Source organism: Xanthobacter flavus, assembly GCF_017875275.1.
Classification (GTDB): Bacteria; Pseudomonadota; Alphaproteobacteria; order Rhizobiales; family Xanthobacteraceae; genus Xanthobacter; species Xanthobacter flavus_A.
Genome location: NZ_JAGGML010000001.1, coordinates 639,927 through 652,715, shown reverse-complemented (window position 1 = coordinate 652,715; position 12,789 = coordinate 639,927). Strand labels below are relative to the sequence as shown.

Sequence of the window (12,789 nt, the reverse complement as noted above, 5' to 3'; positions counted from 1 at the left end):
ACGGCAGGCTGGGTTGCAAGGTCCGTTCGCGAGCCGAACCCGGAAACATCCGGGTTCGGGCGGCAGCCTGACGGCGCGGGAGACCAACAGTGACTTATGACCCTGCCAGTTCGGACAACATCCGCGCCATGCTGCGCCGCGCGACCGTGGAAGAGGTGGACGATTCCGGCTCGCAGCAGCTCGTGCGCATGCGCGGCCTGAAGGGCGAGACCTTCACCAAGGTGTACCGGGCCCAGCCGCACGGCTTTTCCTCCGTGCCGCCCGAGGGCTCCGAGGCGCTGCTGCTCGCCCTTGGCGGGCGCTCCGACCGGGTCATCATGATCGGCGCGGAGCACCGCGACCATCGCCCGCGAAACCTGCCGGGCGGTGCCCAGGCGCTCTACGGCGTCAACGGCGAGCTCATCTCCCTCATCGGCGGCGTCGTCCGCATCGTCGGGGCGACCCTGATGGTGGAGGCCGATACGAAAATCGTCCTCAAGGCCCCCCGCGTCGACCTCGGCGAGGAGGGCGGCGACAAGGTCGTCACCGAGGCCGGCCCCTCTTCGAAAGTCTACGCGAAAGTCTGATCTTCACACGCTTGCCCGAAGGGCCCCCGCCGCGGTGCGACGGGTTGGCTGGCGGCGGCGCGCCGCGGCGGGCACCAAAAAATGCAAGTCTTCATCCGCGTCAACGAGGGCTGCGCCGAGCAGCCGCTCCTCCTGTGGGATTCCCTCTGGGACCCGCAAGCCGGCGGGGCCGACTGGGCGCTCGCGGGGCCGGACGAACGCCTGAACCGCGGCGGCCTCTCGGCCACGTCGCCGCTGGCGACGGCGGTCGCGCTCTGCCTGTTCACCGACAAGCGCGCGCCGCGCGAGCTGGAGGACGGCAGCCCCGGCCCGGCCGGCTTCCCGCCGCGCCTCGATGACGGCGACCCGCGCGGCTGGTGGGGCGACGGCATCGACGTGCGCAGCGAGGAGGGCGAGGCGGCGCTGGGCTCCCACCTCTGGCTACTGGAGCGCGCGCCGCTTACCGAGCGCACGGCCGAGCTCGCCACGCTCTACGCCAAAGAAGCCCTCGCGCCGCTGATCGCCCAGCAGGCCTGCGCGCGGGTCGATGTATCCGCCGATTTCGACGCCATCGCCGGCCGCCTCGACCTCACCGTCGACCTCTACGGGCGCGACGGCGCCAACGTCTATGCCCAGAAATTCGCCGTGTACTGGCGCAGCATTGGGAACACCTGATGGCCTGGCAGACCCCCACGCTCGCCGCCCTCATCGACCGCATGCGGGGCGCCTTCCGCGCCGAGATGCCCGGTTCCGATGCGTGGATCTGGCCCAACAACATCACCCCGACCGCAAAGGTGGTGGCGGGCGGCATCTTCGAATTGTTCGGCCGTCTCGATTGGCGCATGCGCCAGATGTTCGCGTCGAAGGCCGAGGGCAAGTATCTCGACCGGCACGCCTATGAGCTGGGCCTGTCCCGCCGCCCGGCCGCGCCGGCCTATGGCACCGTCACCATCACCGCCACGGCGGCGAGCGCGGTGGCCAGCGGCGCGCGCTTTTCGGCGGCGTCGGGGCAGGAATACCGGGCGCTCTCGGGCGCCGCCATCGGCGGGGCCGGCACCTTCGACGTGTCGGTGGTGGCGATGGCGGACGGCGCGGCGGCCAATGCGGTCGGCGGCACGCCCCTCGCCGCGGTTTCCGGCTTCACCGGCGCCGGCACGCTGGCGGTGGCGGCCGTCGGCATCACCGGCGGCAGCGATATGGAGGGCGACGAGAGCCTCCGCGCCCGCATCCTCTTCCGCAAGCGCAACCCGCCCCATGGCGGCGCGCCGGCCGATTATGTGGGCTGGGCCATGGAGGTCTCGGGCGTCACCCGTGTCTTCGTCGAGCGGCTCCATGCCGGCGCGGGCACGGTGCGCGTCTTCTTCCTGATGGATGAGATCTATGCCGATGGCATCCCGCCCTCCGGCGAGGTGGCGCGGGTGCGCGACCATCTGGAGACGGTCATCCCGGCCAGCGCCGGCCTCACCGTCGCGGCGCCCGTGGCGGTGCCGGTGGATGTCACCGTCTCCGGCCTCTCGCCCGATTCCACGGCGGTGCGCGAGGCCATCCGCGCCGAATTGAAGGAGATGCTGCTGCGCCGGGCCATCGTCAGCGGCACGGATTCGACCCACCCGGCCATGCCCTACCTCGCCAGCCCCTTCACGCTCTCGCGCTCGTGGGTGTCGCAGGCGGTCTCCGAGGCCGCCGACGAGGCCCGCCACGTGCTGGCGGCGCCGACTTCCGACCTGGCTTTCGACCCCGGCGAGATTCCCGTGCTCGGAGATCTGAACTTTGTCTGAGCAACCGCTGGCTTGCGGCCCCGGGCGCGGGGCCGACATCTGCCCGACACTCGACGAATGCCACGGCGCGCTGCGCGATCTCTTGCCGCGCGGCCGGGCGTGGGATGCGGCGCGGCGGGAAGGCACCACGCTGTGGCGCTTCTGGCGGGCGCTGGCCCATCTGTTCGAATTCATCAACGCCCGCATCTGCGCCGCGAGCGAGGAATTCTTCTGCTCCACGGCCAATGAGACGCGCGACGGCTGGCTGATCGAATACGGCCTGCCCGACGCCTGCGACCCGTTTCCGGACCTCTGCACCAAGGTCGCGGCCATCGGCGGCACCCGCTGCGACTATTACGCCGCCGTCGCCGCGCAGGCCGGATGGTCCGTCACCTGCGACGAGGGCTCCGACGGCTGCGGCACCATGGCCGGCTGCGGCAAGGCCGGCGCGGCCGTGGCCGGCCGCCGGCCCGGCCCCTCGCAACTGCGCATCATGATCCATCTGGCGGACAGCCCTGCCTATCAGGCGCCCACCGTGCCGCGCGCCCAGGCCGGCTGCATCAAGGCCGGCCAGCGCCTCTCCTGCGGGCCGAATGTGGCGCCCGTCATCTGCCTCATCGAGCGCGTCGTCCACGCGCATCTCAATGTCACCTATGAGGTTGCCTGAATGACCGACATCATCGGCCCGTCCACGTCCGCCGCCGGCGCGGTGACGGTCCGCCCCTCCGATTCGCGCGTCTTCGGCCCCGACGATTCGTGGTTCAAGGATTGCACCTCCGCCGAGGCGGCCGACGGCACCGATCTCATCGCCTCGTGGTTCAACGGCGTCACCGCCATGCTCCGCGTGGCGGTGCGCGGCATGGGCATTGCCGAGGGCACCACGCCGGACAATTTCCTGCGCGACGCCATCCGCGCCGGCATGGTGCGGCTCGCCGTCGCGTCCGGCGCCGACGATGACCTGACGGCGGCCTTCACGCCGCCCTTCACGTCCTTCGGGCAGATGACCTTCATCGTCACCGCGCCGAACGAGAATACCGGCGGCGCCATGACGCTGACGGTGGACGGCCTCGCCACCAAGGCGCTGAAGTATCGCGACGGCGATGTGCCCGCCGGCACCTTCGGCGCCGGGCGCTACGTGCTCGTCACCTATGACGGCACCGCCTTCCAGGTGGTCTCGGGCGGTGCGTCCTCCACGCCGAAATTCACCGCCTTCACCACGTCCGGCACCTGGACGAAGGAATCGGGCAACAAATGGGCCTTCATGCTGGCCCACGGCCCCGGCGGCGCGGGCGGCGGGGCCTCGGGCTTTTCGCCCAACGCGGCGGGCGAGGGCGGCGGGGCCGGCGAATGCCGCCTCGGCCTGTTCGATGTCAGCGCGCTCGCCTCGGCCACCGTGACCATCGCCGCCGGCGGCGCCGCATCGGTCAACGCCAACGGCGGCGACGGCGCGGGGGCGACCTCCATCGGCGCGCTTCTCTCGGCCAATCCCGGCAAGGGCGGCGCGCGCAACAATGGCGGCACCGCGAGCACCGGCATCGGCGGCACGGGCGGCTCGGGCGGCTCGGGCGGCTTCGGCATCAACGGCTCGGGTGGCGGCTCCTCCTCCGCCGGCACCGGCGGCACCGGCGGCTCGGGCGCGCTGGGCGGCGGCGGCACGGCCGGCAACGGCTCCAACAGCAAGGCGACCGGCGGCAACGGCCATCGCGGCTCGGGCGGCGGCGGCGCGGACGGCAACGCGGCCGGCGGCACCGGCGGCGACGGCTTCGCCCTCATCTTCGAATTCTGAACGGAGCGGACATGCGCATCGCCATCATCGAGAACGGCACCGTCGCCCGCGTCATCCTCGCCGGGGCGGACTGGCAGGAGGTCTTTCCCGGCGCCGTGGGCGTCGAGAGCGACACCGCCAATGTGGGCGACACCTATGAGAGCGGGCTGTTCCGTCCGCCCGCCGCGCCGTCGCCCACGTCGGCGGACCTCCTCGCCTATGCCGCCGATCTGCGCTGGCGCATCGAGACCGGCGGCATCACCGTCGGCGGCACCTCGGTGCGCACCGATGAGAAGAGCCAGGCCAAGATTTCCGGCGCGGTCATCCTGCTGACGGCCGACCAGACCATCGCCGCCATCGACTGGGAAGCCCAGCCCGGCGTGTGGGTGAGCCTGGACGCGGCCACCATGCAGGCCATCGGCATCGCCGTCGGCCGCCACGTGCAGGCGTGCTTCACCGCGCTCAAGGCGGTGCAGGAAGCCATCGCGGCGGGCGACATCGTCAACTTCGAACAGATCGACGCGGCCGACTGGCCGGCGAACGGCTGAGGAGAATCGCATGGCGCCCCGCCTCGGGTCCGTCCGGGACAGCTTCGCCCTCGCCTCGGCCGCGAGCCGGCTCAAGGCGAGCCTTGACCCGGTGGTGCCGCCAGCGCCGGGACTTCCGGGCTTCCGGCGCCTGACGCTCTGGCGGGGCTCGCCGCTGCAGGTGATGTTCCGCCTCCGCACGTCGGACGGCGCGCTCTTCGACCTCGCGGGCTCGGAGATGGTTTACAGCTTCGCGTGGGACGGCGGTGAGCTGTCCCTGTCTTCTGCGGCGGACGAGGTTGATGTCGACGAAGCCGGGGGGTTGGTCACTCTCGTGCTCTCGCCCGAACAAACCGCGCCGTTCCCGCCCGGTGGGAGTGCGGTGCAGTACCAGCTCACCCGGGTTATCGCCGCAACGCCCTATCCCATCGTCCACGGACCCGTGGACGTCTATCAATGGATGCCGTGATGTCCGATATCGAGGTCATCGAGGTTCTGGTTCCGGGACAGCCCGGAGCCAAGGGCGACACGGGCGACAAGGGTGACAAGGGCGATACCGGCGATGTGACGCCGGCGGCCCTGACGGCCGTAGAGAATGCCGAAGCGGCGGCTGAGGCTGCTGAAAACGCGGCATTGTCCGCCCAGGAGGCATCAGCTCGCACGGCTGTTGTCGCGGCGTCGTGGACCGATCTCGCAGCCATAGCTGGTCTTTGGGCCGGACAAAAGGCCGAGGTCTATGGAGACGCTGGCACCCATACCGATCCGGTGGTTGGTGGCACCGTGGCGAACTCCGGTGTCTTCGCCTGGAGCGTGTCTCCCGCCGGCTGGCGGTGGGTGTCGGCTTACTTGAACGACAGCACTTTGTCGTTCGGGCCGACCGCTGTGATGGCGGCTGCGTCGGGAACCTATGACACCCTTACGGCCCGTGGCCTCACGTCGCTTCTGCTCCAGGCCGGCACGGCCGCCTATCGGTACGTGAAGCAGCCGCTCTCCCGGAGCATTCCTCCGGGCGGGAAGGTGACGGTGTTCTTCGTGGTGGGCGATGGCACGACCATTTCGAGCCGCTTTGGCCTGTTTCGAAATGGCACGGGCTTCGTCTCCAATATGGGGTCGATCCTCTCCACGACGCCGGGCGTGATCCAGTCCGTGGTTCTGACCAACACCCACGCGACCCTCTCGGCGCCCGATCTCGGGCTCGACACCAATGGCGCGACTTATCTCGACATCAACTATGTCGTGATGCCCGGAGCCGTCGCCGACCTGTCGCCTGCCGACAGCGCGCTCATTTCGGCTTTGCTCGGGCTTGGCACTCTGGTCGCAAACCCGCCGCGTGACACGACTGTCCGCAATATCGGTCTGGTCAACGGCCCGTCTACCAACACGTCCATGGACACCCTCACGGTGAATGGGTTGGGTGACTTGTCGATCGTGGAAGCGAGCGGTGCGGCTTCCTACGCCCGCACTCCGATCGTCGGAGCGGCGAGCGGCTCTAAGGTCACGATGTTCTATCGCGTCATCCCGATTGATGACGCAGCGCCGGTAAAGGGCAGCATTAAGGTCTCGCTTGAATGGGGTGGTGGCTCGGCCTCCTCGGAGGTGCAGCTTGTCGCCGATGGCCGGTTGCGCTCTTTGACCATGACGGCGACGGCCGCCGCCACCCGGATGCTCTGGAACGCCTCCACGGCATCCATGCGCATCATCTTCGTGTTGCTTCCCGGAGATGCCGCAGACAGTGCCGCGCCGACCACCGGCCTCCATGGACTGTTCGCGGCCCTCTCCAATCTCCTTGCACCGCCGCCGGCCTATGAGACCTGGACCAAGGACGACACCCTCATCCTGTGGCCGACGCCCGTGGCCTTCGTGACCGGCCGCGACACGCGCATCTTTACCCGTCAGGTGTTGAAGGGGCGCCAGCGGCAAGCCAACCTTGATGTCTCTCTGATTTCCCCGGCTGCCGAAGGCGACAATAACCCCGGCTTCAACGAGCTGCTCGGACCGACGCTTCGGCTGAAGGGCGAGCAGCTCAAGGGGTCGGTCTGCTTCTTCGATGTGCGGGGCGGGAATATCCCGATCGGACAGGTGCGCCGGAGGACGTTCACCTGCTACCTCGCAAGCTCCATCCAAACCGGCACCATCCAGTTCTGCATGTTGGGTGACAGTACCGCCGCATTGGCGCTGAACGCGTTGCGCCAAAGGGTGAATGCGTCGGGCGCTACGCTTCAAGGGGTCGGCACTCTGTCCTCGGGCGGCATCGCCTATGAGGGGCGGGCCGGCTGGTCGGCCTTGAACTACCTCGGAAAATCCCGGCCTGCCGCCAATCCCTTTCTGCGGTCGCTGGCCGTCGCGACGCCGGCTGACCTGACGATCATCCAGGCCCATCCCACGCTGTGTTTCGCCAACGATGATCCGGCCCTCAGCTATGCGCCGGGCACGGGAACGCGCACCAGCTACGCCGAGGATCTCGTCTCGGGCCAGGTGAAGGCGAGTTATAGCCTGTTCGACTGGTCCTATTGGCGGACGAACGGGGCTGTGAACCTCGCTGGTACCGAGAAGCTTCGGGTTGGCTTCCAGCTGGGGCGGAACGGCACGACCTCAGCCACCTGGGTGGCCGACAACGAAGTGGCCCAGACGTGGATCGTGGAGAACTTCCGCTCGACCTTCCCGAACGGGACGATCTTCGTTGCCTCCGAGGCCGTCGGCGAGGCGTCCGACACGGCCAACTTCGCGTCGGCACCCAGCCATTACCGGGACCGCACGTCCGACCTCATCAAGATGAAGCTTAAGAACTTCAGCAATCGAGAGGCGGATCGCGTGTGGCTCGTGCCGGCGTGGGCGATGCAGAACGCCTTCGGCGGCTTCAAGGCGAGTGTTGCTGCCGAGACTGATACGGACACGGGAACCGTGACGTACAATGTGGAGGACGTGGTTCACTATAATGGAGAACTGGCGATCCAGTGGGCTGAGGCCATGCTCGGGCCGTTGCTCTACGTGCATCAGGCGAACTGAACGTGCTTAGGGAGTGTGGATCAGCGCTAGAGATTTGTAGTTTACCCGCCTCGTGCGGTCGGTGATTGATTATGCCATCTGTTTGCGTCACATTTGAAAGCTCGCCTCCCAGCTCAGTTAGGGTGCGCAAATGCAGTTTGGTGAGCCCCGTCCTGCCATACCGGAAGCCATAAAACGTGCCGTTCGTCAGCGATATCGCTTTGGATGCGCGGCATGCGGCCTGCCAGTCTTTGATTATGATCACATAGACAAATTTTCAGATGTTAAGGTCCATGAGGAGAGTAATTTAATACTGCTTTGCCCAAATCATCACGCTGCGAAAACAAGAGGTCGACTTTCTGACGAAATGATTCGACATTATGCAAAAGATCCATTCAATAAAGAACGAATTTTTACGTCTGGATATGATATAGATAAAACGCAAGAAATAAAGATCCAGATAGCGACTAATACATTGTTTTGGAAGCCAGTTTCGTGCGACGCAACATGTCACGTTATTTGGATTTCTGGGAACGATTATTTTGTCCTTCATCGCGACGATGGGTGGATTACATTCTCGATTCTAGTGACAGATATTGACGGAAAGATTTTACTTTCCGTTAATCGCGGAGAATTACAGGTTGCGACAAGTGCGTGGGACTACGAATACGTCGGTTCACGGCTTATAATTCGCGACGCTCTAAGAAGTCTACTGGTCGATCTAGAGTTGTCTAATGATCGGGTAACGTTGCACGCCGCCTGCTTCGTCTCCGGTGGCTTGGGTTGGAAGGTGGCCGATGGATGGATGCATACAATTGGGGCAAAAGGTGGTATGGCTTCCATCGGCGGGACTGCTCACATCGAAAGCACAGAAGCGGGAATGTTCGGGCTGACGAACGATGCAGTATATCGAGTTTACCGACGACCTAGTTTTTGTTGGCATATGTCAACAACTAAACTTCAGCCTGGATATATTTGGTCCGAGAATTTAGACCGGCTTCGGCAAGGTGATGTTTATTTAGTATCACTTTTGCAGCATTGGCGCGAGCAGGCTCACCCCCGTGAGCTCTCCCGCGATCTGGAAGATGTATCGCGTGGATTTTATTTCACTAATATTACCACTAACGAGCATTGGTACGGACCCGCCGGCTCAAGCTGTATAATAGTTCATAATATCTCTGCATTTTTTGGAGATATAGTTAGGGCCTTTCCGGATAAAAATGGCTTTGATATACAGGCAGAGGCATATGTTCCTGCCGAATTGGTCGATAAATTTAGATTATCCGACTTTGGTAAATTCGTTGAACCGGACAAATATGCGTCCGATCGCAATATTCGTCTTATTATACACGCTCCGAAACACGGCGAATCTGATTTACATATAAAATCCAATGAAATCGCCCGCTTGATGGAGCGTGTCTAGGGGTGGATAATTTAGGGGTTCGTGACGCGAAATGCGTCCACCCGGCTCGTGTTTGCCGCCCGTAGTCAGCAGAAAACGAACGCCGTAATTTCAACATTTAGTAAGGCGAGCCGGGCGACCTATGGGGATCGGCCGCCCGGCTTCCGTCCACCCCAGTGTCAGGGCTAGGGCGGACGCACCCTTTTACCACGGCCGCCTTAGGGCAAACATCGGCTTTTGCAGTGATCATCAACGAGGAAATCAGTGCAGCACTAGCCACAGCGCGGCGAAAACGAAAACGGTGGCGTTTATCGCAATCCAGTCCAAGCGCATGTTGCCCCCCTGACACCAGCTCAATGACTGCGAGCATGTTGCCGCTAGGTGGCAGGGCGAGCATCCTCCAATTGAGGTAGCGGTGAGCCGGTCGCAGGCGCGAAACGCTGCTGAGGCAGCTGGCGAGCCGGACGGCCATGGTTTAGGGGCCTTGCCGCCCGGCTCTGACCGGCTCCACGTGGCGCGTGAAAGCCGGCTGGAGCCTCCTTATCAGGAAATTGCTGCACCGCGAAGGTGAGCCGGGCGGGTGTGGGTGGAACCGCCCGGCTCCCGTCCACCCAAGTTTGCAGCCTTGAGGCGAACGCCTCCTTTTACCACGGCCGCCTTCGGGCGGCCTTTTCTTTTTCAGCACCTGAAGGATATCCCCCATGGACACTCCGTGGATCGCCCACGCGCGCACGTTTCTCGGACTGCGCGAGGTGCCCGGCTCCCGGCACAACGCCACCATCCTCGGCTGGTGGCAGAAGATCTTCGCCGATTTCCGCGATGACGAGACCCCGTGGTGCGCGGCCTTCGTCGGTGGCGTGCTCGAGGAGGTCGGCATCAAGTCCACTCGCTCGGCGGCGGCGCGCTCCTATCTCAAGTGGGGCCGGGCCCTGTCGCAGCCGGTGCCGGGCTGCGTCGTCGTCTTCTGGCGCGGCTCGCCGTCCGGCTGGTCCGGCCATGTGGGCTTCGTCGTCGGCAAGGATGCCTTCGGTAATCTCATGGTGCTCGGCGGCAACCAGGGTGATGCCGTCAACATCAAGCCCTTCGGTCGCGACCGCGTGCTCGGCTATCGCTGGCCGGACGGCGTGCCGGTTCCCGAAGGCGGCCTGCCGCTGGTGAAGAGCGATGGCCGCGTCTCCACCAATGAGGCGTAGGCGGGCAGCGGGGGAGCCGCAATGGTTCTTCCGCCGGCTCGTCGCCATGGGCGTCATCGGCTTTGCCGCTTGGCGCCTCATGATGCTGGAATCGGCGCCCGACACGCGGGTCAACGAAACCATCGCCTGGGGCTGGATACTGCTGCTGGCAACCGTGGTGCTGGGCTATCTCGGTTTCGCCTCCGCGCAGGACATCGCCGCCATCTTCGCCACCCGCTCCGGCACGCCCTATGCGCCGACGCCGGAGCCTCCCGACCCCCCCGAACGCTCGCCCGAGCCGCCCCGCAATTTCGCGGGGTGAGGAGGCTCCATGCTCCCTGACTTCTCCGGGATGTTCGCCGCGCTCATCTCGTGGCTGCCGTCCGGCTTCACGCTCGCGACCTCCGGCCTCCTGTTCCTCGCCGGCATCGGCGGGCTCGTCTACCAGCGCTTCCCGCTGCTGCCCCATCGCACGCTGGTGCTGGTGGCGGCCGTCGCCGCCATTTATGCCTCGGCATGGGCGGCCGGCGCCGGCAACATGCGGGCCGAGCAGGAGCGGCAGGCGCTGCTCGCCGCCAACCGCACGCTGGTCAAGGAAGTCACCTCCGAGCGGCTGAAGGTGGAGGGCCTGCAGGCGGACGCCCGCAAGGCAGCCGAGAACCTGAAAGCCGCCACGGCCCGTGCCGAGGCGGCCGAAGGGGTGGCGGCGACACTGCCGTCCGATGCCCTCGATGCCGCCACCAGCGAGGCTATCCGAAACCTGTGGAGGCAGTAATGCGGCTCATCCTCATCCCGATCGCCGGGGCGGCGCTGGTCCTGGCGGGCTGCTCCGCGACGCCGCCGGCGCCGAAGCCCCATATCACGCTGACCGAGGTGCCGGCCGACATCGTCGCCTGCGCCCGCAAGATCGTGGGGGCACCCAAGGGGACGGGGCCGATCCCGAAGCGCGAGCTTTATCTCAAGATCGATGAACTCAAGGGCTCCGAGGCGGACAAGTCCGCCTGCCTCTGGCGCCTCATCGCCCTGCACGAGGCCGACACGGCGCGCCTGGCGCTGATCCTCGACGGTGCTTTGTGAGGGCGGCGCTCCTGCTTCTCATCGCTCTCGCCCTCGTCGGCTGCGCCAGCCAGGGCAACGGCCTCATCGGTTCCGGCGGCGGCGTGTCCCGCGGCTCCTATGTCGACATCGCACCCGACGGAACCCGCCGGGTGGCTCACGTCTCGCCCTGAGGGGACACAGATGGCCGCCCGCCCCTCTATGACGACCGAAGTCCATCGCCAGCTTGGCGAGCTTGCCGCCACGCAGGAGGCGCAAGGCGCCCAGCTGGAGCGGATTGACGAGACCCTGCGGGAGGACCGCCGGGCCGCCAGCGAGGACCGGCGCCTGATGCTGACGAAGCTCGACGCCATGGCCGAGCGCCTCGGCAAGCTGGATACCGTGCCGGCTCGGCTGGAGAGCGTGGAGACCGAAGCCTCGGCGTCCAAACTGTTCCGCTCACGAGTTGGGGCCGTCGTTGGCCTCATGGGCGTGGCCGCTTCCGGGCTCGCCGCCGGCGCTTGGTATCTGGTGACGACCTTCTGGGCCGACTTCATCGGCGCCCTAGCCCGCTTCTTCGCGCGGCCCTGAAGAGAGACGACGGGGCATTCGGACGCGTCAACGTCCGTCCGCCGCGGGCCATTCCTGGCAGAAGCCCCGCGCAGCCCGACCACTTCCGTGAAGGCCACCCGCCGTGCGCACCGGCGCGCTCGCGAAGCCTATAATGTTCGCGGAATGTTCTCAATGGATGATGATGGATTCCGGACCGTTCGGGCCGCCGTTCCGGCGGCGCCCTACATTGGCGGCAAAAAGCAGCTGGCGGCGCGACTGGTCGCTCTGATCCAGAGGGTCCCTCACGTGACCTATGCCGAGCCCTTTGTCGGCATGGGGGGTATTTTCCTGCGCCGGACCCGCGCGCCGCGCTGCGAGGTCATCAACGATATTTCGGGCGACGTAGCCACCTTCTACCGCATCCTGCAGCGGCACTATCAGCCGTTCATGGATCTGCTGAAATGGCGCATCACCGCGCGAGAGGAGTTCGAGCGCCTTCTGGCCACCCCGCCTGAAACCCTGACGGATCTGGAGCGGGCCGCGCGCTTTCTTTACCTGCAGCGGGCGGCCTATGGCGGCAAGGTTGCTGGCCGGAGTTTCGGTGTTTCAGTCGGCACTTCCGGGCGCTTCGACATCACCCGTCTGGCCGCGCTGCTCGATGATCTCCATTCGCGTCTGTCTGGCGTCGTCATCGAGCGACTGCCCTATGGCGAATTCATTGATCGCTATGATTCACCGGAAACGCTGTTCTACCTCGACCCGCCCTACGCGGGCAGTGAGGAGGACTATGGCGCCGGGGTCTTCGCGCCGGATGATTTCCCGGCCCTTGCTGCCCAGCTTTCCACTCTGAAGGGCCGGTTCATCCTGACCCTCAATGATACCGCAGCCGTCCGCGCTACGTTCGATGCTTTCGAGCGGTCGGAAGTGACGCTGACCTATACCATCGCATCGGGGGCCGCGAAGTCGGTCCGTGAGCTGATCATCAGCTCCGAAGGCCTCGCCAGCCTTGGTGCCACGCAGCCCGACATGTTCGGCGAGTTCTGACCTCC

Annotated in this window: 16 protein-coding genes; all 16 read left to right on the top strand. The window is 65.8% G+C overall.

What is annotated here, in order from left to right:
* The first annotated feature begins 89 nt into the window (after nt 1-89).
* The 16 genes from J2126_RS03195 to J2126_RS03120 all read left to right on the top strand — a co-directional run bounded on the left by J2126_RS03195 (nt 90) and on the right by J2126_RS03120 (nt 12,784).
* The gene (locus tag J2126_RS03195; RefSeq protein ID WP_209483869.1) at nt 90-566 is read left to right on the top strand and encodes a phage baseplate assembly protein V; all 477 of its coding nucleotides are present in this window, start codon (nt 90-92) and stop codon (nt 564-566) included.
* A gap of 81 nt (nt 567-647) precedes the next feature.
* Entirely contained in the window at nt 648-1,220 is a 573-nt protein-coding gene (locus J2126_RS03190) for a phage GP46 family protein (RefSeq protein ID WP_209483867.1), read from the top strand.
* Nucleotides 1,220-2,323 carry a baseplate J/gp47 family protein gene (locus J2126_RS03185; protein WP_209483865.1) on the top strand — a complete coding sequence of 368 codons (1,104 nt, stop codon included), beginning with the start codon at nt 1,220-1,222 and terminating at the stop codon, nt 2,321-2,323. Before J2126_RS03190 ends, J2126_RS03185 begins: the two co-directional genes overlap by 1 nt.
* On the top strand, nt 2,316-2,969 hold the full coding sequence (locus J2126_RS03180) for a hypothetical protein (protein ID WP_209483863.1): 654 nt from the start codon (nt 2,316-2,318) through the stop codon (nt 2,967-2,969). Before J2126_RS03185 ends, J2126_RS03180 begins: the two co-directional genes overlap by 8 nt.
* Nucleotides 2,970-4,088, top strand: coding sequence for a hypothetical protein (locus tag J2126_RS03175; protein WP_209483861.1), 1,119 nt, complete (start codon nt 2,970-2,972; stop codon nt 4,086-4,088).
* Between the two features lie 11 nt (nt 4,089-4,099).
* A complete protein-coding gene (locus J2126_RS03170; RefSeq protein ID WP_209483859.1) occupies nt 4,100-4,615 on the top strand; it encodes a DUF4376 domain-containing protein in 516 nt (171 codons plus the stop codon).
* A gap of 10 nt (nt 4,616-4,625) precedes the next feature.
* The gene (locus J2126_RS03165; RefSeq protein ID WP_209483858.1) at nt 4,626-5,063 is read left to right on the top strand and encodes a hypothetical protein; all 438 of its coding nucleotides are present in this window, start codon (nt 4,626-4,628) and stop codon (nt 5,061-5,063) included.
* Nucleotides 5,063-7,600 (top strand): hypothetical protein, encoded by a 2,538-nt coding sequence (locus tag J2126_RS03160; RefSeq protein WP_209483855.1) that lies wholly within the window; start codon nt 5,063-5,065, stop codon nt 7,598-7,600. The genes J2126_RS03165 and J2126_RS03160 overlap by 1 nt, the downstream gene beginning before the upstream one ends.
* 130 nt (nt 7,601-7,730) lie before the next feature.
* Nucleotides 7,731-9,002, top strand: a complete 1,272-nt coding sequence (locus tag J2126_RS03155) for an HNH endonuclease (protein WP_209483853.1) — start codon at nt 7,731-7,733, stop codon at nt 9,000-9,002.
* A 680-nt stretch (nt 9,003-9,682) separates the two neighbouring features.
* Entirely contained in the window at nt 9,683-10,174 is a 492-nt protein-coding gene (locus J2126_RS03150) for a TIGR02594 family protein (protein ID WP_209483851.1), read from the top strand.
* The gene (locus J2126_RS03145; protein ID WP_209483849.1) at nt 10,164-10,475 is read left to right on the top strand and encodes a hypothetical protein; all 312 of its coding nucleotides are present in this window, start codon (nt 10,164-10,166) and stop codon (nt 10,473-10,475) included. Before J2126_RS03150 ends, J2126_RS03145 begins: the two co-directional genes overlap by 11 nt.
* A 9-nt stretch (nt 10,476-10,484) precedes the next feature.
* The gene (locus tag J2126_RS03140; RefSeq protein ID WP_209483847.1) at nt 10,485-10,928 is read left to right on the top strand and encodes a hypothetical protein; all 444 of its coding nucleotides are present in this window, start codon (nt 10,485-10,487) and stop codon (nt 10,926-10,928) included.
* Nucleotides 10,928-11,230, top strand: a complete 303-nt coding sequence (locus J2126_RS03135) for a hypothetical protein (RefSeq protein WP_209483845.1) — start codon at nt 10,928-10,930, stop codon at nt 11,228-11,230. Before J2126_RS03140 ends, J2126_RS03135 begins: the two co-directional genes overlap by 1 nt.
* Nucleotides 11,227-11,382: a hypothetical protein gene (locus J2126_RS03130; protein ID WP_209483843.1), complete on the top strand. Its 156-nt coding sequence runs from the start codon at nt 11,227-11,229 to the stop codon at nt 11,380-11,382. Before J2126_RS03135 ends, J2126_RS03130 begins: the two co-directional genes overlap by 4 nt.
* Before the next feature lie 10 nt (nt 11,383-11,392).
* Nucleotides 11,393-11,779 (top strand): hypothetical protein, encoded by a 387-nt coding sequence (locus tag J2126_RS03125; RefSeq protein WP_209483841.1) that lies wholly within the window; start codon nt 11,393-11,395, stop codon nt 11,777-11,779.
* 153 nt (nt 11,780-11,932) lie between these two features.
* Complete coding sequence (locus tag J2126_RS03120) at nt 11,933-12,784, top strand: DNA adenine methylase (RefSeq protein ID WP_209483839.1); 852 nt, start codon at nt 11,933-11,935, stop codon at nt 12,782-12,784.
* Nucleotides 12,785-12,789: the final 5 nt, after the last annotated feature.